The following is a 21,760-nucleotide window of genomic DNA, read 5'->3' as shown; positions in this document are numbered from 1 at the left end:
AGCCAAAACTCCGGCCCGTCCTTATGGTTCCGGCACCTCAAGGACTTGGTGAAAGACCTCAAAATCCGCGGCTCGGCGTTAACCGCGTGCTGGCGGCGTTAACCTTTTGTTAACCAAATCAGCAGTACCCATGGATCAACGATTTGTTTACGCAGATGACCAAAGTGCTAACCGATTCCCGCTCCATTCGTCTGAAGGGCCGCTCATTCATGGCGGTCGTGCTGTCGCCTGACATGCCAATCGACAGTTGGCTGCAGCGCCTGGATAGCCTTGCGTCGCGCTCTGCCGGTTTCTTCCTCGGTCGTCCCGTTGTTCTGGACGTTTCCGAGATCGAGATCGACCGTCCGCAGCTGAAATCCTTGATCGCAGAGCTTTCTGCGCGAAACGTCAGTGTCATGGGCATAGAGGGCGGACGCCCTTCGCTGGTCGAACCGGGCATGCCGCCGCATCTGAAGGGTGGCCGCCCGGCCGCCGATTACGACGTGCCGCAGACGGATGAAGAGGCCTCTCCGGCGGCCGAGACGATGACGCCTGTCGTCGTCACCGAACAGCGCGCCGCAGCCCCTTCGCTGATCGTGCGCGAAACAGTCCGCTCAGGCCAGTCGATCGTCTACACGCAGGGCGATGTCACCGTCATCGGCTCGGTGTCGTCGGGCGCGGAAGTGGTCGCCGGCGGCTCGGTCCATATCTACGGCGCCTTGCGCGGACGCGCACTTGCGGGCTGCGTCGGCAATGCCGAGGCACGGATATTCTGCCGCAAATTCGAGGCGGAGCTCATTGCAATCGACGGCGTCTACGCCGTCACGGAAGATCTCGACCAGTCCCTGCGTGGCAAGCCCGTGCAGGTCCGGTTGGAAAACGATGCGATCGTCGCAGAGAAAATGATGTGAATGCCCATAGCGGGCGGGGCCGAAGGAGAGATAGAAGATGGGCAAGGTTATAGTCGTAACGTCAGGCAAGGGCGGAGTTGGCAAGACCACCTCGACCGCCGCCTTGGGTGCAGCGCTTGCCAGCAAGGGCAAGAAGGTCGTCGTCGTGGATTTCGATGTTGGCCTGCGCAATCTCGACCTGGTCATGGGCGCCGAACGCCGCGTGGTCTATGACATCGTCAACGTCATCCAGGGCGATGCCAAGCTGCCGCAGGCGCTGATCCGCGACAAGCGGCTGGAAAGCCTGTTCCTGCTGCCGGCCTCCCAGACCCGCGACAAGGACAACCTGACCGCCGAAGGCGTCGAACAGGTCATCACCGAGCTGAAGCGCTATTTCGACTGGATCATCTGCGACAGCCCCGCAGGCATCGAACGCGGCGCGACACTCGCCATGCGCCATGCCGACACGGCCGTCGTGATCACCAATCCGGAAGTCTCCTCCGTCCGCGATTCCGACCGCATCATCGGCCTGCTCGATTCCAAGACGCTGAAGGCCGAACGCGGCGAGCGCATGGAAAAACACCTGCTTCTGACCCGCTACGACGCGGCCCGCGCCCAGCGCGGCGACATGCTGAAGGTCGAGGACGTGCTGGAAATCCTGTCCATCCCGCTGATCGGCATCATTCCCGAAAGCATGGATGTGCTTCGCGCCTCCAATATCGGTGCTCCGGTCACGCTGGCCGATGCCCGCAGTGCGCCAGCCATGGCCTATTTCGAGGCGGCGCGCCGTCTCGAAGGTGAGACCCTGCCGATCATCGTGCCCGGCGAAAAGCGCGGCCTTCTCGACAAGATCTTCGCGCGGAGGGCTGCATGAGCCTGTTTTCCATGTTCCGCCGGCAGCAATCGGCGCCGATGGCCCGGGAAAGGCTACAGGTACTCTTGGCGCATGAGCGCGCCTATCTTGGCGCAGATCTCGTGACCGTGCTCCGCGAAGAAATTCTTGCGGTCATTGCCCGGCATGTCGAAATCGACGGTGACAAGATCCAGGTCACCATCGATCACACCGACAACGTCTCGATCCTGGAGATCGAGGTCGAGTTGCCGGCAAACGGCGCCAAGCTCGCCGCTTGACCTTCAGCCACCATCTCATCCAGCCGCCAAGACCAGATCACGGCGGCTGGATTACACTGCCAAGACATATGCGATGCCCGCCATGGAACCTTTTCCGGGCATGGGAATTGAGAGCTAACTCTCACTGTACCCATAGCAATCGGGGCTATCCATATGGCGGAATCCATCATCAGGTCTGGCTGGAACGCACGATGCGTCAGCAGGGCCGAAAACCTGTCCTTCCTCATCGACGGCGCCAGCTACTACGCACGGCTGGTCGATGCGTTCCGGCTTGCCCGCAAGGAAATCTGGATCATCGGCTGGGATTTCGATCCGGAGATCGCGCTCACACCGGACCGCGACAACCCCCACCGCTTGCAGGACGTGCTGAGCGAATGCCTTGACGCCAATCCGGATCTGGTGATCCGAGTCCTCGTCTGGGCCATGGGACCGGTCTATTCCGGCAAGTCGCTAAAGCTGTTTCGGCGCAAAGGGTGGATGGCCCATCCGCGTGTTCAGGTGGAATTCGACGGCCGCCATCCCTTCTCCGCCTCCCACCACCAGAAGATCGTCTGCATCGACAATGCGCTTGCGTTCATCGGCGGCATTGACCTGACCGCGCGCCGCTGGGACGACAGCCGCCACGCACCCGACAATCCGCTGCGCGTGAGCCCCGACGGCAAGCCTTATGAACCCGTCCACGACATTCAGGCCGCCGTGAGTGGCCCGGCAGCGGCTGCCATCGGCGACATCGCCCGGCGCCGCTGGAAGCGGGCGACCCGCCAGGATGTTCCCCCTGCTATGGCCGAGGCATCCCTCTGGCCCGCAGGTCTGGCGGTGGACGTGTCGGACTGCGACGTGGCCCTTTCGCTCACCGATCCCCAGGCATCGACGCCCACACGGCGGCGGCAATCCATTCATCTCGCCCATGACGCGATCCGCAATGCCAGCCGGCATATCTATATCGAGGCGCAGTATCTCGCGTCCTTCCGCATCGCCGATACACTCGCGGCGCGGCTGGCGCGACCGGATTGCCCGGAGATCGTCATCGTCGTGACCCGCATCTCCCACGGCTTCGTGGAAAAGGTGATGATGGGGCATAACCGGGACCGGCTGATCCGCCGCCTCAAGCAGGCCGATATCGGCGACAAGCTCTGGGTCATGTATGCGGTGGTTCCCGATGAGGACGGTCAGGAACAGGAAATCCTGGTTCACTCGAAACTGCTGATGATCGATGATCGTTTCGTGCGGCTCGGCTCGTCCAACCTCAACAACCGTTCCGAAGGCCTGGATTCGGAAGCCGATATTGCGCTTGAAGCGGCCAATCCCGCTGACAGCGACGCCATCGCGCAATTGCGGCACCGGCTTTTGGCGGAGCATATGGCCTGCAGCCCAGAGGAAGTTCGCGAAAGCTATCTCAGGACAGGCTCGCTGCAGGGCACGCTGAATGAGCTCAACAAGGGTGCGCGCGGTCTTCGGCATTTCGACATCGACGTGGCGCGCGGTCCCGTCGATGCCATTCCGGGGACCGCCATTGTCGATCCCCGCAAGCCTATTCGACCCCTGTCCGTGCTGGGGGTCGGCATGCGCCGCGCGGCCTCACGTGTGCTGGGGCTGTTCGCCTAAAGTAGCGGTCTCGTCACCGGGCTTGATGGCGATCTCGCTGATCGCCAACATCACCAGCCCGATGGCGAGCGGGATAAAATAATAGATCACCCGGAAGGCAATCACGGCGGCCACTGACTCCGCGCCGGGCAGGATATGCACGACGGTCGCCTCCAGCACGCCGATGCCGCCAGGCACATGGCTGATGATGGCCGCGATATTGGCGATGATCGAGACGGCCGCGACCTTCAGGTAACTCGCTTCCGCAAAGGCCGAAAGCATCTGGTGCAGGCTTGCTGCCACGCAGGCGAAATTCAGCGTGCCGACAACAAGCTGCGCTGCGGCGATCGGCAGTTTCGGCAGCCGGAACTCACGGTTGAATGCCTTCAAAGGCTGCCGGATGAAGGCAGCGCAGAGCAGGTAGACGAGCGGCAAGATCGCGGCTATGGCTGCAAAGCCGAAGATCGCCTCGCGGCTCAATCCCGTCAGCTCTGCCGCATCCTGCGGACGCAGCATCAGCGCGCCGGCGCCGACCGTCATCAGGCCAAGCGCGACGGTCACCCCGCAAAAGACGATAACGAGAGCGACATCCGCAGCAGACAAGCCCCAGCGCGAATAATAGCGATAGCGCACCGCGCCGCTGCTCAGCGCCGCAACGCCGACATTGTGGCCGATCGACAGGCTGACGAAGGAGGCCAGCAGGGTCTGGTGGAAGCGCAGCGGCTTGCCGACATAGCGCACCGCCAAGGCGTCGAAGCAGGATAGGCAGAGATACGACCCGGCCGCGAAACCAAGACCGAGCGCCAAATGGGAAAAGGGGATCGATCGCAACGCGGTGTAGATTTCGTCCCAGGTATATTCCTTCAGCGTGTTGTAAAGCAGGTATGCTGCTACACCGACTGCCAGGATGGCGATGAGTTTCAGGAATAGGCGCTTGTACATCTGGTCTCGCAGCTCTGTTGAGACCATGGAACGAAACTGCGGGCGAAGGGTTCCCCACCCCATGACAGACCAGCCTTCCATCGCCCCAGCCCCGCATCGATTGCGGCTGCTCACCTATAATGTCCATAGCTGCATCGGTCGCGACCGGCGGCTTGATGTCGCCCGGATTGCAAAGGTGATTGCGAGCTGCAATGCCGACATCATCGCCCTGCAGGAACTTGATGTCGGGCGATTGCGCACCGGTCTTGTGGATCAGGCGGAGGCCATTGCTGCCGAAGTCCGGATGACCTCGCATTTCCATCCGGCCCTGCATGTGGAAGACGAACAATATGGTGACGCCATCCTGACGGCTCTGCCCTCCGTGACGGTCAGGTCGCAGGCGCTGCCCTCTATCGGAGAAACGCGCGGCGCAATCTGGGTCAGGGTTACGGTGGCAGGACGGGAGGTAAATATCTTTAACACCCATTTCGGCCTGCGTCGCCGCGAAAGGCTGCTGCAGGCCGACGAATTGCTCGGACCGGATTGGCTGGACAGTGACGCTTGCAAAGGGGTGCCGACCATCGTGACAGGCGATTTCAACGCAGTGCCACGCTCCCAGGCGTTCCGAAAGCTTGCCTCACGGCTTCGCACCGGCGATGTGCGTCGCATGCGGGCGACGTTTCCGTCTGGTTTCCCGCTGCTGCGTCTCGACCATGTCTTTCACACCGAGGGAATTGAGCTCCTGGAGCTTGCACCGGTCATGACCCCGCTTGCCCGTGTCGCCTCGGATCACCTTCCGCTGCTGGCGGAATTCTCGCTTCCAGCCGTGTAGCAGCGCTGCTCAGCCTCGGCTCCAGCGCCGCACATCGGTCCCGAAGAGAATTTCCATCGGCAGCTGGAAGATGAAATAGGGGTTGATAGCAGGCAGGGCCGTGGCCTCCTCCAACTTGCGACGCTGATCGTCATCCAAGGTGATGTCTAGGGAGCCGATATTGTGTTGCAACTGCTCGACCCGGCTGGCGCCGATCAGCACGGAGGACACGCCCGGCCGGTTGGCGACCCAGGCGAGCGCGACCTCCGCCGGCGTTCGCCCAATATCCGAAGCCACCGACTTCAGCACATCGACAATATCGAAGTTGCGCTCGGTAAACAGCATGCCGCCAAAGGGGTTGTCGCCGTTCAGGCGGCCGTCGCTGCCGTTGTCGCGTGTCTCGCTGGCTGCGTCCGGCATCGCGGCTGCCCGGTTCGCGTCGGCGATCTTTTCGCGACCGTATTTCCCTGTCAGAAGGCCGGCCGCCAGCGGGCTCCAGGGTACCAGGCCCAGCCCCAGTTCTCGTCCAGCCGGCAGCAGGTCAAGTTCCACGCCGCGCTCGATCAGCGAATAGGCATATTGCAGGCCGATGGGGCGCGGCAGGCCGTGAGCCTCCGCCAGGGTCGCGATCCTTGAGACATACCAGGCGGGGGTGTTTGAAAAGCCATAATGGAGGATCTTGCCCGACCGCACGGCCTCGGCCAGCGTCTGGAGAACCTCCTCGCAGGGGGTGGTCCTATCCCACACATGGATCCAGTACATATCGATGTAGTCGGTGCGCATGCGCTTCAGCGACCCCTCGATGCCAAGGCGAATGTTCTTTGCCCCGTTACCGGCCCATAGCGGGGTCGATCCCCCACGGGAGAAGCCGCTTTTCGTGGCGATAACCAGACGATCCCGGCTTCCGCTTTCCGACACGAATTCGCCAAGCATCTCCTCGCTGGCGCCGCCGGAATAGATGTCGGCCGTATCGATGAAATTGCCCCCTGCCGAGACATAGGCGTCGAACAGGCCGCGGGAGACTTCCCGGCTCGTGCCCCAGCGTCCCGCGCCGAAGGTCATGGTGCCCAGGGCAAGGGGGCTGACAATCAATCCCGAGTTTCCAAGGGTTCTGTAGCTGGTGAGGTCCATGATGGAATCCGCTCCTGTTGTTGATATCCCGAATGCATGTAGCGGAGCGGTTCACGTGGGATTAGGCCTTGCACGCAGCATGAGCTTGTGAGCACAGTGCAACAATGGATCGCACGGAACTCAATGATCTCGTTGCCTTCGCCACTGTGGCACGGGAGCGGAGCTTTACGCGGGCCGCCGCGATCATCGGCATTTCTCCGTCTGCGCTCAGCCATGCGATGAAGGCGCTCGAAGCGCGTCTCGGCATCAGGCTCCTTGCCCGCACCACCCGCAGTGTGGCCCCGACCGAGGCGGGGCAGCGGCTTCTCAAATCCCTCGACCCCGCGCTCGCGGAGATAAGACAGGGTCTGGACGCCCTGGCAGAATGGCGCGCGGATCCCTCCGGCAGGCTGCGCATCACCACGTCAGCCTATGCGGCCCACCGGGTGCTTCTTCCCAAACTTCCGGCATTTCTGCTGTCTCATCCTCAGATCCACGTCGAGGTGAACATCGATGACAGCCTGACCGATATCGTCGCGGCGGGATACGACGCCGGAATCCGTCTTGGAGAAACGGTCGAGAAAGATATGACGGCTGTGCGGCTCGGGCCGGATCTGAAGTCCGTGATCGTGGGCACACCTTCCTATTTCGAGCGCTATCCGAAACCTGAAACGCCTTGGGATCTCCATGCCCATGCCTGTATCGCCTATCGGCTGACCACCTCGGGAGGCCTGCTTCCATGGGAGTTTGAAAAAGACGGACGGGAAGTCACGGTGCGGCCGCGCGGGCCGTTCGTGGTCAATGACGGCGAGCTTGCCGCCGCCGCCGTTCGGGCAGGCGTGGGTCTCGGCTACCTGATGGACCAAGACGCGGTTGAGGACATTCGTGCGGGGCGGCTGGTGCAGGTGCTTGACGATTGGTGCCCGCCCTTTCCGGGCTTTTATCTGTATCATCCCGGGCGGCGCCAATCGCCGCCAGCGCTCAGGGCATTTATTGCAGCCTTTAAGGTTTAAGCAGATCGCCTCGCCTTGATCGTCTTGACTTATTCGATATTTCCAATAATCTGGATATATGGAACAAGAAAAAGCAATTCTCGCATTGGCTGCCCTGGCCCAGCCGACCCGTCTTGAAACGTTTCGCCTGCTTGTGCGGCATGCGCCGGAGGGATTGCCGGCCGGCGATATCGCGCGGGCGCTTGTCGTGCCGCAGAACACGCTGTCGGCGCATCTGAACATCCTGTCGCGAGCGGGTCTGGTCTCTTCGCAACGCCAGAGCCGGAGGATCATGTATCGCGCCGAGATCGAGCAGCTGCGCGACATGACGCTGTTTCTGCTGAAGGATTGCTGCGGCGGCTCGCCGGAACTGTGCGCGCCTCTCATTGCCGAACTCACCCCTTGCTGTACCCCCGAAACAAGCTGCGCATGACGCTGAAACAGAGCACCCTCTAAGCACGGACCAAACCGATGACCGACAAGACCTACAACGTGCTCTTTCTGTGCACGGGCAATTCCGCACGTTCCATCCTCGCCGAATCGATCCTGGCCAAGGAAGGTCACGGCCGCTTCAACGCCTATTCCGCCGGCAGCCAGCCCAAAGGCGAGGTGAACCCCTATGCGCTGAAGGAATTGCAGGCGCTGGGTTATCCCTCGACCGGCTTTTCCTCCAAGAGCTGGGATGTCTTCGCCGAGCCCGGCGCTCCGCAGATGGACTTCATCTTCACCGTCTGCGACAGCGCCGCCGGAGAGGCCTGCCCAGTCTGGATCGGCCATCCGATGACGGCCCATTGGGGTGTCGAGGATCCGGCAGCCGCGACGGGCACCGAGGCTGAGATCCAGCGCGCCTTTGCCCAGGCCGCGCGCTATCTCAAAAACCGCATCACGGCCTTTCTGAGCCTGCCGCTCGAATCGATCGACCGCATCGCGCTCGAAACCCGGCTGCGGCAGATCGGCACCATGGAAGGCACCACCAACCTCCAGGGAAAGTCAGCCTGATGTCCACCTTCGAACGCTATCTGACCATCTGGGTCGTGCTGTGCATTCTCGTCGGAATCACGCTTGGCCATCTCATGCCGGGGCTGTTCCAGGTGATCGGTTCGGCTGAAATCGCCAAGGTGAATATTCCGGTTGCGGTGCTGATCTGGCTGATGATCATTCCCATGCTGGTGAAGATCGACTTCCGCTCGCTGGCCCAGGTCAGCAGCTATTGGCGCGGCATCGGGGTGACCCTGTTCATCAACTGGGCGGTCAAGCCGTTCTCGATGGCGCTGCTCGGCTGGCTGTTCATCGGCTGGCTGTTCCGGCCATACCTGCCGGCCGACCAGATCGATTCCTATATCGCCGGCCTCATCATCCTCGCGGCGGCACCCTGCACCGCCATGGTCTTCGTCTGGTCGAACCTGACGCGGGGCGAGCCGCTGTTCACATTGTCGCAGGTGGCGTTGAACGACGCGATCATGATCGTCGCCTTCGCGCCGATCGTCGGCCTGCTGCTGGGCCTCTCCGCCATCACGGTGCCGTGGGATACGCTGGCGATTTCGGTCGGGCTTTATATCGTCGTGCCGGTCATCATTGCCCAGCTTCTGCGCAACAGCCTGACTGCGGATGGAACGACTGGGCGGCTCGACCACCTCCTCGAAAAGCTGCAGCCGCTTTCCCTGGTGGCCCTGCTGGCGACGCTGGTCCTGCTGTTCGGCTTCCAGGGCGAACAGATCATCGCCCAGCCGACGATCATCGGCCTCCTGGCGGTGCCGATCCTGATCCAGGTCTATTTCAATTCCGGCCTCGCCTATCTCCTCAACCGGATGGCCGGAGAGCGCCACTGCGTCGCCGGCCCATCGGCGCTGATCGGGGCCAGCAATTTCTTCGAATTGGCGGTTGCCGCCGCCATCAGCCTGTTCGGCTTCCAGTCTGGCGCTGCTCTGGCCACCGTGGTCGGCGTGCTGATCGAGGTGCCGGTCATGCTGTCGGTCGTCTGGATCGTCAACCGCTCCAAGGGCTGGTACGAAGCCTCGCCCGCCGTTTCCGGAAAGAATGCGTCGCAGCCATCAGTCTGAACCATCGCATTCCACGCCTGCCATGGAACCATGGCGGGCGCCCGGTATTTTCTCTTTTTCCGTGCATTGCCTGTCCCTGCTTGGATCGGCATCCCTGCAACATAGCGGAAGCCGACGGAAATGCCGGCGCCAGCGCTGGTCTCTCCCTCCGCCCGCCAGAGAGAGCGTGACCCATGGCAGACACGATTCGAAACCCCGAATCCGAAGGACCGGCTGGCGGGTGGGGGTCGCTCAAATCGATCGCGCGCATCTATGGCGACACGCTTCCGCCCGCCTCCGTTTTGCAGACCCTGTCGCGGCAGAACAAGCCCGGCGGCGTGATGTGCGTTTCCTGCGCGTGGCCAAAGCCGGCCAATTATCACCCGTTCGAATTCTGCGAGAATGGCGCCAAGGCAACCCTGTCCGACCTCACCAGCGCCCGCTGCACGCCGGATTTCTGGCGGGACCATACGGTGAGCGAGCTGCGCTCGTGGAAGGATTACGACCTGGAGCAGACAGGACGCCTCACCCATCCGCTGCGTTATGACGCCGGCACCGACCGCTATGTCGAGGTCACCTGGGACGAGGCCTTTGCGCAGATCGGGCAGGTGCTGAAACCACTGCCGAAGGAAAGCGTGGTCTTCTATGCATCAGGCCATGCCGGGCTGGAGGCCTCCTATCTCTATGCCCTCATGGCGCGGGCTTATGGCAACAACAACCTGCCGCAAAGCTCCAACATGTGCCACGAGACGACCTCCGTCGGCCTCAACAAGGTCATCGGCTCCCCGGTCGGCACCATCATCTGGGACGATCTCGAAAAGGCCGACGCCTTTTTCTTCTTCGGCCAGAACCCGGGCTCCAACAGTCCGCGTTTTCTCCATCCCCTGCAGGAGGCCAAGAAGCGTGGCGCTCGCATCGTCACCTTCAATCCCGTTATTGAGCAGGGTCTCGTCGCCTTCGTCAACCCGCAGAACCCCGTGGACATGCTGACCGGCCATGAGACGACGATTTCGGATGAATATCTCCAGGTGCAAGCCGGTGGCGATATCGCCGCCATTCTGGGTCTCTGCAAGGTCGTCATCGAGGCCGACGATGCGGCAATCGCTCGCGGTGACAAACGCGTGCTCGATATCGACTTCATCGCCCACCACACGACAGGCTTCGAGCGGTTCATCGATCTCGTCCGGTCAACGCCATGGAGCGAGATCGAACGGGAAAGCGGTCTGTCCGAGCCTGCCATCCGCCGCGCCGGCGATATCTATGTCACGTCGGAGCGCGTGATCGGCGTCTATGGCATGGGGCTGACCCAGCATGCGCAGGGGGCGCTGAACATCGGCATGCTGGTGAACCTGCTGCTGTTGCGCGGTAATATTGGCCGCGAGGGTGCAGGCTGCTGTCCCGTCCGGGGCCATTCCAATGTCCAGGGTCAACGCACCGTGGGTATAGCGGAAAAGGCCGAGCTTGTTCCGCTGGACAAGCTCAAGCAGCTCTTCGATTTCGACCCGCCGGGCGAAGACGGCATGACGATCGTCGAGGTCGTGAAGGGGCTGATGCAGGATCGCGTCAAGGCGACGATCTCGCTCGGCGGCAATCTGTTGCGGGCCGTTCCCGAGCAGGGAGAGATGGAGCGCGGCTGGGCGCGCCAGGACCTGACGGTCATGATCTCGACCAAGCTCAACCGAAGCCATCTGTTTCCCGGGAGAAACGCCTATATCCTGCCCTGCCTGTCCCGCCTGGAAGAGGATGTCCAGGCGTCAGGCGTTCAGGCTGTCACCACGGAAGATAGCTTTTCCCATATCTCCGGCTCCCTCGGCAAACGCAGCCCGGCATCGCCGCATTTGAAGAGCGAACTGGCGATTGTCGCCGGCATCGCCAAGGCGGTACTTGCGCCGAACCCGAAACTGCGCTGGGATGATTGGACCGGGGATTATAGCCTCGTCCGCGATCTGATCGAGCAGACTTATCCCGACGACTTCAAGGATTATAACGCCCGCATGTTTCAGCCGGGCGGTTTCTATCGCGGCAATGACGCGCGGGACCGCGTCTGGAACACCCCGGAAAAGAAGGCCGTCTTCACCACGCCATCGCAGTTGAACGCCCTGTCCTTTGCCGATGCCGAAGGTCGCTATCGTCTGGTGACGATGCGGTCCAACGATCAGTTCAACACGACGATCTACGGCTATTCGGACCGGTTTCGCGGCATCGAAGGCACGCGTGACGTGGTCCTGATGAGTGAGGCGGACATCCACGCGGCCGGTCTTGTCGAGGGCCAGACGGTCACGCTTGTCAGCGATTTCGAGGACGGCATACGCCGCGAACTCCCTGGCCTGAAGGTTCGGGCGCATCATCTGCCGCGTGGCACGATCGGCGCCTATTATCCCGAGGCCAATGTGCTGAATGCCGTCGACCACCACGATGAACTGTCGAAGACCCCCGCCTCCAAGGCGATCCCCGTCAGGATCGAGCCGTCGTAACCGGCGCATCGCCCGGCGCTGCAGGGTCGTCAACCAGTCGCCTTGCGAGCCAGACTCCCCCGGCGAGATAGACGATGGCGCCGACCAGCAGCATGATGATGCCGCCGAGCTGCTGGTCCTGCTGCGCGCCGAGCACAACGCCGAAACAGGTGACCTCGCCCTCGCCATAGAGGGGCCTCTGGCTGAGCGACAGCAGCGCACCGAGCAGCGTCATGTGGATCGAGGTAAGCAGCAGCGACCCGGCGCCGATGGCCGCATGAACCTTGTTGTAAGGCTGAGCGAGGCTTGACCACCACAATAGCACGCCCGCCACCAGGAATGTCGCCTGTTCCAGCACGGTGGCGAGTGTCGAAGCCTCAGCGATACGCCGCATGGCCGGCGCATGCCAGCCCCAGACCGTGATCAGTTCCAGCACCGAGGCGAGCACCGGCAATGCCATGGGAATGGGCGTTTTCGGGGTCCAGAGGGCAGACAGGCCAATGGCGATCAACGGCGATGCGATGCCGACCACCCCCATATGCGCCACCATATGGGCCGAAAAGGACGCCCGCCAGCTGTCAAGGAGCGGACCAAGCCAGACCACCGCCAGCAAAAGGATGCCTGCCGGCAGCGCCAGGCGGCTCACCGGATGCACTCCGTGATGAACAGCGCCGGCAGCGCCGTGAAAATCACCGCCACGAAGCTAAGGCCCGACAGCAAAAGTGTGGCATAGCCCTGAAACAGCAGCCGGTCCCGTCGGCTGGGATCGTCATGCGGCGGACCGTCGCTCCCGAAATTCCATTGCCGCCAGGCGAGCGTGGCCGAGACCACGATCATGACCAGCGCGGGGACTGTCAGCACTCCGATGGCGATCCGCAGGTTGTCGAAATCGAAGCCGAGCAGTCCGGGTTTCTCGCAATAGATCGCGGCACCGACATAGCAGAACAGGAAATGCAGCGCCCAGATGACAGGCGCTGTAAACAGGGTCCAGAGGGATTCGACCTCGCGCGGGAGAAGATGCCACATCAGAGCGCCTCCGGGAAAAGGCCGACCACGCCGAATGTGGTGAGCGCGGTCACCAGCATGAAATGCCAGTAGAGCGCGACATTGCAGATCTCCATGTCATGGCGCGGCGTCATGCGGCCGGCCATGCTGCGCGCCAGACAGTAGAGCTGCATGATCACGCCGACCACCCCATGCACCGCCGTCCATATGACCAGCACCCAGACGATGGCGGGGTACACATGTTCCGTCGGGTCCATGCCCGTCGTCCAGGGTCCTGCAAGCGCGGCACCACATCCGGCCGAGGCTACAAGCGCGCCGACCACGATCAGCGCCCGTGCCAGTCCCACTCTGCCGCGCCGGTTGACCTCCCGCGCACCGACCGTCGCCGCCCAGGCCACGACAAACAGTCCGAGCGCCACCATCGGCCAGAACACGCCGGGTCCGCTGAGGCCACCGGTGAAGTCCTGATGGATGGTCCAGAAGAAGAAATAGCCGAAGACCAGGCTGCCGAAGGCCGTGCCATCGCCCACCATGGTGATGAACATGGCCCACCAACCCACGGATTTGACGCCGGATGCGTAGAGCGGCAGGCTCAGACCCCGGCCGACATCCTTCTCTTCCTTTTCCGGAATATGCCCCGTGCCGGTCCACAGCCAGTAGAGAATGGCGCAGACGAAGGCGACACCGGAGACGAGCGAGACGATCCACCACTTGAAGGTCAGCGCCACGAACACCGTGCCAAGCGTTATGGCGCTGATGATTGTGATGTAGGACGTACCGCCAACGCGCAGCACCTGTTCGGGCTCAGCATCGAGTACCGAGGTCACCAAGGTTTCCCGTCGTCCCTCCCTGGCACTGGCCAGGTACCAGTCGCCGCGCTTCACCTCCTCGGCCAATCCCTTCTGGTCCCAGAGCGGATAGCGGCTGGTGATGCGGGGAATGGAGCGAATGCCCCATTTCTCCTCGGGCTCGCTGATCCATTCCAGCGTGCCGGCCTTCCACGGGTTCACCTCGCCCCGCGGTTGGCGGCGGCGATGCAGGGTGACGTCGACGACCACGGCAAACATGCCGATGCCGAGGATCACGGCGCCCATGGTCGACATGAGGTTCAGCCAGTCCCAGCCGAGATCGCCGGGATAGGTATAGACCCGCTGCGGCATGCCGCGCAGGCCGGCCAGATGCATGGGGAAAAAGGTGACGTTGAAGCCGACGAACATCATCCAGAAGGCGAAGCGGCCGACCTTCTCCGACATGTGTTTGCCGTCGATCAGCGGGTAATAATAGTAGAGGCCGGCAAAGACCGGAAACAGCATGCCGCCGATCAGTACGTAATGCAGATGCGCGACGATGAAATAGGTGTCATGCGCCTGCCAGTCGAACGGCACCAGCGCCACCATGACCCCGGTCAGCCCACCCATGACGAAGATGGCGATGCCGCCCATGGCAAACAGCATGGGGATGGAAAAGATCACCCGGCCCGCCAGCATAGTGGCGACGAAGACGAAGATCTGCACGCCGGTGGGGATTGCGACCGCCTCGGAGGCTGCCGAAAAGAAGGCGAGCGAAATCTGCGGCAGGCCTGTTGCGAACATGTGGTGCACCCACAGCCCGAAGGACAGGAAGCCGGTGCCGACGGCGGCGAGCACAATCCAGGAATAGCCGACGATCGGGCGGCGGGCGAAGGTCGGGATGATCATCGCGAGCAGCGCAATCGCCGGCAGGAAGATGATGTAGACCTCGGGATGGCCGAAGATCCAGAACAGGTGCTGCCACAAAAGCGGGTCGCCACCCCTTGCCGGATCGAAGAACGGCCAGTCGAACATGCGCTGCATTTCAAACAGCAGGTCGCCGGCGATCAGCGGCGGAAAGGCAAACAGGATCATGCCGGCAACGATCAGCAGGTACCAGGCAAATAGCGGCATGATGTTGACGCGCATACCCGGCGCCCGGCACTTCATGATGCCGACGATCAGTTCGACGGCGGCCGCCAGCGAGGCGACCTCGATGAAGGAGAGGCCCAGCAGCCAGATATCGGCGCCGATGCCCGCCTGTTCGCTGGTGGCGAGCGGCGGATACATGAACCAGCCGGCATTGGGCGCGGCATTGAAGAAGATCGAGCCGCAGACGAACACGCCGCCGATCAGGAAGCTCCAGAAGCCGAAGGCGCCGAGCCGCGGAAACGGCAGTTCGCGCGCGCCGAGCATCGACGGCAGGAGGAAGATCGCCACCGCCTCGAAGATCGGCACGGCAAACAGGAACATCATGACCGTGCCGTGCAGCGTATAGACCTGGTTGTAGAATTCGGCCGACAGCAGGTCGTTTTCCGGCACGGCGAGTTGCGCCCGCACCAGCAAGCCCAGCAGGCCGGCAAACAGCATGAAGGCAAAGGCGGTCGAGCCATACCAGAGGCCGACTTCGGTGTTGTTCACGGAGGTCCAGTAGCGCCAGCCCGATGGGTTTTCCCAAACCGTCCGAAGCTGCTTTTCCTCCGCCGTCTTGTCCTCGACGTGCAACTCTTCAACGCTCATTGCAATCCTTTCAGCCACTTGGCCACCGCGGACAGATCCTCCTCCGACAGCCCGGGATAGCCCGGCATATGGCTGCCTGGTTTGATCGACACGGGATTGGCGATGAAGCGTGCCATGTTGGTTTCGTTGTTTTCCAGCCGGCCAGCGCCGAGGGTCAGGCGGGATCCGACATGGGTCAGGTCCGGCCCCTTGGCGCCTTGGGCTTCAGTGCCCGATATGCTGTGACAGTCGCCGCATTTCTCGCGCATGAAGATCGCCTGCCCCGCGCTTGCCACATCCGACGGTGCCGGCGCGCGCCGCCGGTCGAGCCAGTCCTCGAATTCCGCCGGCTCCATGGCGACGGCAGGAAAGGCCATCAGCGCATGGGAGGTGCCGCAGAACTCGGCGCATTGGCCCCTGTAGGTGCCCGGCTTATTGGCCAAGAGCGACAGACGATTGGTGCGCCCGGGAATGAGGTCCATCTTGCCGCCAAGGGCCGGGATCCAGAAGGAATGGATCATGTCGGCGCTGGCCAATGAAAACTCGACCCGCTCGCCGACCGGCATGCGGATCTCGTTGGCGGACACGATCCTGCTGCCATCGGCGCGGTGATAGATCACCTGCCACCAGAATTGATGGCCAACCACCTCGACCCGCGTACTGGCCTGTCCGGTATCGGCGAAAGGTCTCAGGAACGGCATCAGCCACAGTGCATAGGCGAGCAGCGCGGTCAGCACGACGACCGGAAACACGGCGCCGCCCCACAGGATCACCTGGCCCGCGGCCTTTTCGGAAATGGTCCCGCGCTTCCACCGGGCAGCATATTGTGAGATCGCCACGACGAAGGCCCAGATGACAAAGCCGCCTGCTGTCATCACCCAGAACAGGGTCGCCACGCTTTCCGCCTCTTCGCCGGCTGGGTCCAGCGCGGATTGTATGCCGGAGCAGGATGCGAGAACGGGACAAAGACAGACAGCAACAAAGAACGCTCTCAGCCGTGACTGAAAGGTGAGGCGGGCCATATCGCAGAACTTATTCCAATATAATATGACCGCCCCCTGATTTAGACGTTATTGTCGCGCCCGAAGATATCAATTAGGGCTGGATTTTGATGGTAGGAATACCGATTTACATGCCTTCACCAGCGAAAAACAAATAATTTATTTTCGGAACCTTTTGCCGTGTGACGCGTTTTTAAGGGTTTGGATTGCTTTTACGATGGCGGGGGTAAGGATGCAGGATAAGGTGAAGGGCTATTCCCGGGTTCAGGTCGGCCTGCACTGGGCAGTCGTGGTTCTCGTCGCGTTCCAGTTTCTCGCGCACAACGCCATCGAGGCGGCCTGGAATGCCGGCAACGCGCAGACGGCGGAGGGGTCAGCGAACCCGATCCTGGTCACCATGCATATCGTCGGCGGCGTGCTGGTCCTGCTGATGGCGCTGACCCGGATTTATCTGCGCGTCACCCGCGGCGCGCCGGAACCACCGGCGGATGAACCCCGTATCATGAAACTCATCTCCGAGGCCGTGCATGGGCTGATCTATGTGATGCTCCTGGCGCTTCCCGCCTCCGGTATCATGGCCTGGTTCTTCGGCATCCGGCTCGCTGCCGTGGCGCATGAATATCTGCAGGCGGGCCTGCTCGGCCTCATCGCTGCCCATATCGGCGGGGCGCTGTTCCAGCATCTCATCCGCCGTTCCGACGTGATGATGCGCATGTTCGCCCCTGACAAAGCCTAAGCGCCGGGAAGGCAATAATCGTAAAAGGCAACCGGTGATGACAACCATCGCCCGACTTGTGCGTTCCTGTGGCATCGAATTCCTTCTGGAGCAGTCATGTCACATCAACTCCGCTTTGAAATGCTCGCCAAGTCTGGCTATGTCGCGCGCGGGGTGGTTTTCCTCCTCATCGCAGGCCTTGCACTGTTTTCCAGCGTGGCCGGCGGCGAGGCCGATAGCAAATCCGCCCTCACAACGCTGTTGCAGCAGCCATTCGGCCGCATCTGGGTCGGCCTGATCGGCATCGGCCTTCTCGGCTTCGTGGCCTGGAGGCTGGCGCAGTCCATCGCCGATAGCGATGGCCATGGTTCGGATACCAAGGCAAAGGTCATCCGGGCCGCTCTGCTGGGCAGTGCCGTCACCTATATCGGTCTTGCGCTCTATGCTTTGGGCCATGCCTTCGGCCTCGGGTCTGGCTCGGGCGGCGAAGAATCCGGCGAAAAAGGCTTGGCGCAGTGGATCATGTCGCAGCCCTTTGGCGCCTATCTCGCCATCGCAGCTGGCCTCGGCTTCATCGTCGGGGGCGTGGTCACCGCCGCCAAGGGAGTGATGCGCAAGTTTGAGAAATATCTGCGCATCCCTCAGGACAAGAAGGCTCTTACCTGGATCTGCATCTACGGCCTCGTGGCGCGCGGCGTCGTCTTTGCGGTCACGGGCATTCTCTTCGCCTATGCCGGCTTGACGGTCGATCCGGACCAGGCCGGCAGCATGTCGGATGCGCTGCAATGGCTGCGACAGCTGCCGTTCGGCTCCGTGATCTATATCGTGATTGCTGCCGGGCTCGCGGCCTTCGGCATCTACAATCTGGTGGAAGCCCGTTACCGGATTGTGCGCGGTCCTGATCTCAAGGAGATCAAGCACGCGGTGGCGCTGGGCCGCTAAGCTGCAGCGGCTTGAGCAATAAAGAAGCCGCGCACCCCCGCCGGGCGCGCGGCTTCCATGTCTTACCGGAGATATCGCTTAGCCGGAAACGGGAACGACCTCGTCGTGATCCTTCTCAGCGGCATGGGCCAGTTCCTTCCGGTTATGCCGGATGGAGGACCACAGCGAAATACCGATCAGCGTCGCGCCGCCAAGGCCGGTGATGACCTCGGGGACATGCACCATCGTCTGGCAGAACATGACCACGGACAGGATCAGGATGGCGTAAAACGCTCCGTGTTCCAGGTAGCGGTATTCCGCCAGCGTACCCTTTTCCACCAGCATGATCGTCATCGAACGCACATACATGGCACCGATGCCAAGGCCGATGGCGATGATGAACAGGTTCTGCGTCAGCGCGAAGGCACCGATGACGCCATCGAAGGAGAAGGAGGCATCAAGCACTTCGAGGTAGAGAAACGCGCCCAGGCCGCCCTTTGCCGCCGCACTCATGGTCTGCTGCGAGGCATCCAGGAGACCGCCGATGACTTCCACGACCAGGAAGGTCAGGAGGCCATAGATCGCGCAGTAGACGAAGGTGACTGCGTCTTCCGGCGGAAGCAACTGTTCGAACAGCAGGATCACCAGCAGAACGAAGGCGATTTCCACGCCCTTGATCGAGGCAACGCTTGCGATTCGGCTTTCCAGGGCATGGACCCAGTGAATATCCTTCTCCTGGTCGAAGAAGAATTTCAGGCCGACCATCATCAGGAAGGCGCCGCCGAACGAAGCAATCGGCAGATGCGCCTCATGCATGATGCGGGCATATTCCTCCGGGCGTGCCGCTGCCAGCACGATGGCGTCGATCGGGCCGATCTGGGCGGCGATGACGACGATCAGGAGCGGGAAGACGATACGCATGCCGAAGACGGCGATCAGGATGCCCCAGGTCAGGAAGCGTTGCTGCCAGACGGGGGTCATTTCCTTCAGCTTGTTGGCGTTGACGATGGCATTGTCGAAGGACAACGAGATTTCCAGCACCGCCAGGACAAGGCAGATGAAGAAGACGCTGGCCATGCCGCCGATGGTGCCCGTCGTCTGCCAGCCGAGCAGAAGCCCGAGCAGGAGACCGACTGCCGTGACGATGAACGACCACTTGAAATAGCCAAGGGTCGAGGTGTGGCTTTGGGGCTGGCTCATGGGCGCACCTCCGCAGTCCTGGAGGTCACGCGATCAATGGAGAAAGGCCGCATGCAGGCTGCATGCGACAGGCGCAAGATATCGATAGTCATGTTAAAATGTCCGCCGGCTTATTTGCGGGTAGTGCCGACATCACGAGAGCGCCGCTGATACTCTCGCCAGAGGGGCCCGGCACTTGGTTCTATCTCCGCAAGCATGTAATCCCCTGCACTGCGAAGTAATGTCTAAAATGGGGCAAGATGCCGCAAGAAGCAAGAGTGTGATTGGCCTTGACGACGAAGATCATGCCGATCTCGACGATTTGGGTAAATGCTTCCCACGCAATATCGGTTGAATCTGCCGTGCCGAGCCGGCCGGCCACAGCATATCCGCGGCCGACCGGCATAGGGCATCAGATCAGACCACCGGCGGGCGGCCGAGATCGAGGTCTTTCAACCGCTCGACGAAAACGGCCAGCCGGGCCCGGCGATAGGCCGGTACGTCCATACCGGCATAATCCAGGAAGCCCTGGCCCGTGGTGATGCCGATCCGGCCGGTCTTCATATTCTCAGTAATGATATCGGGTGCCCGATAGCGCTCGTCTTCCAGAGCCTCGGCCAGATAGTTGCTGGCGTGATAGAGAATGTCGCCGCCGCCCCAATCGATGAATTCCAGGACGCCCAGCACCGAGAAACGGAAACCGAAGCCGTATTTCACCGCCTTTTCGATATCCTCGACCGAGGCCACGCCTTCTTCCACCAGCCTTGCCGCTTCATTCATGGCAATCGCCTGGATGCGCGGCACGATGAAGCCGGGCCGGGCCGAGCAGACGATCGGGATCTTGCCGATGCTTTCCAGAAGACCCTTCAGCCGCTCGATGGTCGCGGCAGACGTCGCCTTTCCCGGAGAAAGCTCCACCAGCGGCACGATGAAGGCCGGATTGAGCCAATGCGCGTTGAGAAACCGCTCGGGGCCAACAACAGCCGGCGAGAGATCGTCCACCAGGATGGTGGATGTCGTAGAGGCGATGATCGCATCCTTGGACGCGAGTTCGGAGGCCTCCGCAAGCGCCTGGCGCTTGACGTCGAGGACCTCGGGAAACCCTTCGAAGATCACATCGGCCTTGGCCAGCGCCTCCGCCGCATCGGCACGCGACAGCACGCGAACCCGTGACGCCAGGCGATCGGCGATCTCGGCACCGGCAAACAGGCCGAGTTCGCCTAGCAGCAACAGGGTTTCCCGAACTTCCTGCGTCGCCTTGCCCGCCAGGGTGTCGAAATCGGCCTGAGGCCGCTCCTTGAAATCGATGACATCGACCTCATGCCCGGCATAGGCGAAAACCGTGGCGATGCCGCGGCCCATGCGGCCGGCGCCGAGCACGGCGATCCGCTCCAGCGGGGTCTTACCCGTCTCGCCGCCGCTCATTTCGTGTAGCCTTCGATGAGGAAGTCCTGCACGTCAGCCCGCGACATGCCTTCAAGCCCGACCTTGGCAAGCGGGCGTCCCTCCCGAGCGAAGTCCGTGCCGACGATCACGGAGCCGACCGCCAGGAAGCCGGCGGCCAGCGGCGCCTCAACCCCGGCAAGGGCGGCCGCCGAGGTCATCAGCGACAGACCGAGGCCGACATCCTCCAGCATGTAGCGATGTTCGGTGAGGATGATCTTCTCGCGCCAGTCACCGGAATCCGTCAACTTGTCATGGGAGCCGCGGCCATACATCCATTCGTCGCCTTCCTTGGCATAGTGATCCGCCAGCGGGAAATGCGGAGCGCCATAGCCGAGCGCCTCACGTATGCGCATGCGCTCTCCATCAAGCGCATCGGTGACCTTGCGGATCGAGGGCTGGGTGCCCTCATTGTGGATGTCCCAGGCTTCGAAATGCTCGAGCGGTCCCGCATTCATGACGATCAACGGCGGATGAATGACTGGGCCGGCATTCATCAACGCACCCGACAGGGCGTCGCCGCATGGCTCTATGGCGCCGGGGAAAGCCTGGCGGATGACCTCGAAAGCGTGGTCGGCCAGCGTCAGCGGGAAGACGCCCGTCGGCAGGCGGGTCGTGCGGCCGCTGATGACGATCTCGGCAAAGCCGTGCTTGCGCACGAGCCAGGGCAGCGTGCCGGATTCGGCGAAGGCCACACCGTCCACCGTTCCCGCAGCCTTTGCTGCACGGGCGAAGATCAGCGTGCCCAGCGTGCCCGGCGGCAGGTGAACCACGTGGCCGGGCCGCAGATGCGGTGCCAGCGTCTTTGCCAGGTCTTCATGCGTCGTCGCCGGCAGCGGCGCGATGATGTATTGCGCATCTGCCACCGCTTCGGCGATGTCGGTGGTGACGCGCGACAGCACCGCCTCATGCCTGCCCTTGGCGTCGCGCACGGCAATGCGGTTTCCGAGCGACCGGTGCTGCTCGACAACAGCCTTGTCCCGCCGCCAGAGCGTCACATCATGGCCGCCAAGGGTGAAATCCGCCGCTGCCGCAAGCGAGCCGTTTCCGCCGCCGAGAACTGCAATCTTCATGGAATT

At 62.2% G+C, this 21,760-nt stretch carries 21 protein-coding genes; 12 read left to right on the top strand and 9 right to left on the bottom strand.

The genetic code is table 11. The annotated features are described in order from the left end of the window. The first annotated feature begins 155 nt into the window (after window positions 1-155). From minC to B9A97_RS03840, 4 genes are all read left to right on the top strand, one after another. Complete coding sequence (gene minC, locus B9A97_RS03855) at window positions 156-890, top strand: septum site-determining protein MinC (protein WP_084363675.1); 735 nt, start codon at window positions 156-158, stop codon at window positions 888-890. A 37-nt stretch (window positions 891-927) separates the two neighbouring features. Continuing rightward, the gene (gene minD / locus B9A97_RS03850; protein WP_084363674.1) at window positions 928-1,743 is read left to right on the top strand and encodes a septum site-determining protein MinD; all 816 of its coding nucleotides are present in this window, start codon (window positions 928-930) and stop codon (window positions 1,741-1,743) included. Continuing rightward, entirely contained in the window at window positions 1,740-2,000 is a 261-nt protein-coding gene (gene minE / locus B9A97_RS03845) for a cell division topological specificity factor MinE (protein ID WP_084363673.1), read from the top strand. Before minD ends, minE begins: the two co-directional genes overlap by 4 nt. A 153-nt stretch (window positions 2,001-2,153) precedes the next feature. Then, the gene (locus tag B9A97_RS03840) at window positions 2,154-3,605 is read left to right on the top strand and encodes a phospholipase D-like domain-containing protein (protein ID WP_084363672.1); all 1,452 of its coding nucleotides are present in this window, start codon (window positions 2,154-2,156) and stop codon (window positions 3,603-3,605) included. Here B9A97_RS03840 and B9A97_RS03835 read toward each other — a convergent pair. Continuing rightward, window positions 3,579-4,526: a lysylphosphatidylglycerol synthase domain-containing protein gene (locus tag B9A97_RS03835; RefSeq protein ID WP_084363671.1), complete on the bottom strand. Its 948-nt coding sequence runs from the start codon at window positions 4,524-4,526 to the stop codon at window positions 3,579-3,581. The genes B9A97_RS03840 and B9A97_RS03835 overlap by 27 nt on opposite strands. Before the next feature lie 61 nt (window positions 4,527-4,587). Here B9A97_RS03835 and B9A97_RS03830 point away from each other — a divergent pair, with 61 nt between their 5' ends. Further along, window positions 4,588-5,337 carry an endonuclease/exonuclease/phosphatase family protein gene (locus tag B9A97_RS03830; RefSeq protein ID WP_084363670.1) on the top strand — a complete coding sequence of 250 codons (750 nt, stop codon included), beginning with the start codon at window positions 4,588-4,590 and terminating at the stop codon, window positions 5,335-5,337. 9 nt (window positions 5,338-5,346) lie between these two features. On the opposite strand, the gene B9A97_RS03825 is transcribed toward B9A97_RS03830, so the two are convergent. Next, the gene (locus B9A97_RS03825) at window positions 5,347-6,447 is read right to left on the bottom strand and encodes an aldo/keto reductase (RefSeq protein WP_084363669.1); all 1,101 of its coding nucleotides are present in this window, start codon (window positions 6,445-6,447) and stop codon (window positions 5,347-5,349) included. Between the two features lie 104 nt (window positions 6,448-6,551). On the opposite strand from B9A97_RS03825, the gene B9A97_RS03820 reads away from it, so the two are divergent. From B9A97_RS03820 to B9A97_RS03800, 5 genes are all read left to right on the top strand, one after another. After that, window positions 6,552-7,439: a LysR family transcriptional regulator gene (locus tag B9A97_RS03820; RefSeq protein WP_084363668.1), complete on the top strand. Its 888-nt coding sequence runs from the start codon at window positions 6,552-6,554 to the stop codon at window positions 7,437-7,439. A 58-nt stretch (window positions 7,440-7,497) separates the two neighbouring features. Further along, complete coding sequence (locus B9A97_RS03815; RefSeq protein ID WP_084363667.1) at window positions 7,498-7,851, top strand: ArsR/SmtB family transcription factor; 354 nt, start codon at window positions 7,498-7,500, stop codon at window positions 7,849-7,851. Window positions 7,852-7,889: 38 nt separating this feature from the next. After that, window positions 7,890-8,417 carry an arsenate reductase ArsC gene (locus B9A97_RS03810; protein ID WP_084363666.1) on the top strand — a complete coding sequence of 176 codons (528 nt, stop codon included), beginning with the start codon at window positions 7,890-7,892 and terminating at the stop codon, window positions 8,415-8,417. After that, the gene (arsB, locus tag B9A97_RS03805) at window positions 8,417-9,478 is read left to right on the top strand and encodes an ACR3 family arsenite efflux transporter (protein ID WP_084363665.1); all 1,062 of its coding nucleotides are present in this window, start codon (window positions 8,417-8,419) and stop codon (window positions 9,476-9,478) included. Before B9A97_RS03810 ends, arsB begins: the two co-directional genes overlap by 1 nt. A gap of 173 nt (window positions 9,479-9,651) precedes the next feature. Further along, window positions 9,652-11,931 (top strand): FdhF/YdeP family oxidoreductase, encoded by a 2,280-nt coding sequence (locus B9A97_RS03800; protein WP_084363664.1) that lies wholly within the window; start codon window positions 9,652-9,654, stop codon window positions 11,929-11,931. Here B9A97_RS03800 and B9A97_RS03795 read toward each other — a convergent pair. Genes B9A97_RS03795 through coxB form a run of 4 tightly spaced genes read right to left on the bottom strand, consistent with a single transcriptional unit; the run spans window position 11,912 to window position 16,348 of the window. Beyond that, window positions 11,912-12,556, bottom strand: coding sequence for a cytochrome c oxidase assembly protein (locus B9A97_RS03795; protein ID WP_084363663.1), 645 nt, complete (start codon window positions 12,554-12,556; stop codon window positions 11,912-11,914). The two genes, B9A97_RS03800 and B9A97_RS03795, sit on opposite strands and share 20 nt — an antisense overlap. Continuing rightward, window positions 12,553-12,936, bottom strand: coding sequence for a hypothetical protein (locus B9A97_RS03790; RefSeq protein ID WP_084363662.1), 384 nt, complete (start codon window positions 12,934-12,936; stop codon window positions 12,553-12,555). Before B9A97_RS03790 ends, B9A97_RS03795 begins: the two co-directional genes overlap by 4 nt. Next, entirely contained in the window at window positions 12,936-15,443 is a 2,508-nt protein-coding gene (gene ctaD / locus B9A97_RS03785) for a cytochrome c oxidase subunit I (RefSeq protein WP_084363661.1), read from the bottom strand. The genes B9A97_RS03790 and ctaD overlap by 1 nt, the downstream gene beginning before the upstream one ends. Further along, on the bottom strand, window positions 15,440-16,348 hold the full coding sequence (coxB, locus tag B9A97_RS03780; RefSeq protein WP_280164071.1) for a cytochrome c oxidase subunit II: 909 nt from the start codon (window positions 16,346-16,348) through the stop codon (window positions 15,440-15,442). The genes ctaD and coxB overlap by 4 nt, the downstream gene beginning before the upstream one ends. A gap of 307 nt (window positions 16,349-16,655) precedes the next feature. Between coxB and B9A97_RS03775 the strand changes: the two genes are divergently transcribed. Both B9A97_RS03775 and B9A97_RS03770 read left to right on the top strand, forming a co-directional pair. Beyond that, window positions 16,656-17,159 (top strand): cytochrome b, encoded by a 504-nt coding sequence (locus B9A97_RS03775; RefSeq protein WP_179145212.1) that lies wholly within the window; start codon window positions 16,656-16,658, stop codon window positions 17,157-17,159. A gap of 96 nt (window positions 17,160-17,255) precedes the next feature. Further along, window positions 17,256-18,080 carry a DUF1206 domain-containing protein gene (locus B9A97_RS03770; RefSeq protein WP_084363658.1) on the top strand — a complete coding sequence of 275 codons (825 nt, stop codon included), beginning with the start codon at window positions 17,256-17,258 and terminating at the stop codon, window positions 18,078-18,080. Between the two features lie 78 nt (window positions 18,081-18,158). Here the strand turns inward: B9A97_RS03770 and B9A97_RS03765 are convergent, their stop codons facing one another. The 3 genes from B9A97_RS03765 to B9A97_RS03750 form a co-directional block, all read right to left on the bottom strand. After that, entirely contained in the window at window positions 18,159-19,259 is a 1,101-nt protein-coding gene (locus B9A97_RS03765; protein WP_084363657.1) for a DUF475 domain-containing protein, read from the bottom strand. A 396-nt stretch (window positions 19,260-19,655) separates the two neighbouring features. Continuing rightward, entirely contained in the window at window positions 19,656-20,663 is a 1,008-nt protein-coding gene (locus B9A97_RS03755; protein ID WP_084363655.1) for a 3-hydroxybutyryl-CoA dehydrogenase, read from the bottom strand. After that, window positions 20,660-21,754, bottom strand: coding sequence for an NAD/NADP-dependent octopine/nopaline dehydrogenase family protein (locus B9A97_RS03750; RefSeq protein WP_084363654.1), 1,095 nt, complete (start codon window positions 21,752-21,754; stop codon window positions 20,660-20,662). Before B9A97_RS03750 ends, B9A97_RS03755 begins: the two co-directional genes overlap by 4 nt. Window positions 21,755-21,760 lie beyond the last annotated feature (6 nt).

Source organism: Rhizobium sp. RU36D (genome assembly GCF_900176345.1).
GTDB lineage: Bacteria > Pseudomonadota > Alphaproteobacteria > Rhizobiales > Rhizobiaceae > Allorhizobium.
Note: the sequence above shows the minus strand (reverse complement) of the source record. Positions and strands in the feature narration are given on the sequence as shown.

What these genes read in the sequence shown, in the direction of transcription:
- B9A97_RS03775 (WP_179145212.1), top strand. Translation starts at nt 16,656, where the DNA reads ATGCAGGATAAGGTGAAGGGCTATTCCCGGGTTCAGGTCGGCCTGCAC.
- B9A97_RS03755 (WP_084363655.1), bottom strand. Translation starts at nt 20,663, where the DNA reads ATGAGCGGCGGCGAGACGGGTAAGACCCCGCTGGAGCGGATCGCCGTG.
- B9A97_RS03800 (WP_084363664.1), top strand. Translation starts at nt 9,652, where the DNA reads ATGGCAGACACGATTCGAAACCCCGAATCCGAAGGACCGGCTGGCGGG.
- B9A97_RS03750 (WP_084363654.1), bottom strand. Translation starts at nt 21,754, where the DNA reads ATGAAGATTGCAGTTCTCGGCGGCGGAAACGGCTCGCTTGCGGCAGCG.
- ctaD (WP_084363661.1), bottom strand. Translation starts at nt 15,443, where the DNA reads ATGAGCGTTGAAGAGTTGCACGTCGAGGACAAGACGGCGGAGGAAAAG.
- B9A97_RS03830 (WP_084363670.1), top strand. Translation starts at nt 4,588, where the DNA reads ATGACAGACCAGCCTTCCATCGCCCCAGCCCCGCATCGATTGCGGCTG.
- B9A97_RS03765 (WP_084363657.1), bottom strand. Translation starts at nt 19,259, where the DNA reads ATGAGCCAGCCCCAAAGCCACACCTCGACCCTTGGCTATTTCAAGTGG.
- B9A97_RS03840 (WP_084363672.1), top strand. Translation starts at nt 2,154, where the DNA reads ATGGCGGAATCCATCATCAGGTCTGGCTGGAACGCACGATGCGTCAGC.
- B9A97_RS03835 (WP_084363671.1), bottom strand. Translation starts at nt 4,526, where the DNA reads ATGTACAAGCGCCTATTCCTGAAACTCATCGCCATCCTGGCAGTCGGT.
- B9A97_RS03810 (WP_084363666.1), top strand. Translation starts at nt 7,890, where the DNA reads ATGACCGACAAGACCTACAACGTGCTCTTTCTGTGCACGGGCAATTCC.
- B9A97_RS03825 (WP_084363669.1), bottom strand. Translation starts at nt 6,447, where the DNA reads ATGGACCTCACCAGCTACAGAACCCTTGGAAACTCGGGATTGATTGTC.
- B9A97_RS03770 (WP_084363658.1), top strand. Translation starts at nt 17,256, where the DNA reads ATGTCACATCAACTCCGCTTTGAAATGCTCGCCAAGTCTGGCTATGTC.
- minD (WP_084363674.1), top strand. Translation starts at nt 928, where the DNA reads ATGGGCAAGGTTATAGTCGTAACGTCAGGCAAGGGCGGAGTTGGCAAG.
- B9A97_RS03790 (WP_084363662.1), bottom strand. Translation starts at nt 12,936, where the DNA reads ATGTGGCATCTTCTCCCGCGCGAGGTCGAATCCCTCTGGACCCTGTTT.
- arsB (WP_084363665.1), top strand. Translation starts at nt 8,417, where the DNA reads ATGTCCACCTTCGAACGCTATCTGACCATCTGGGTCGTGCTGTGCATT.
- minC (WP_084363675.1), top strand. Translation starts at nt 156, where the DNA reads ATGACCAAAGTGCTAACCGATTCCCGCTCCATTCGTCTGAAGGGCCGC.
- B9A97_RS03820 (WP_084363668.1), top strand. Translation starts at nt 6,552, where the DNA reads ATGGATCGCACGGAACTCAATGATCTCGTTGCCTTCGCCACTGTGGCA.
- B9A97_RS03815 (WP_084363667.1), top strand. Translation starts at nt 7,498, where the DNA reads ATGGAACAAGAAAAAGCAATTCTCGCATTGGCTGCCCTGGCCCAGCCG.
- minE (WP_084363673.1), top strand. Translation starts at nt 1,740, where the DNA reads ATGAGCCTGTTTTCCATGTTCCGCCGGCAGCAATCGGCGCCGATGGCC.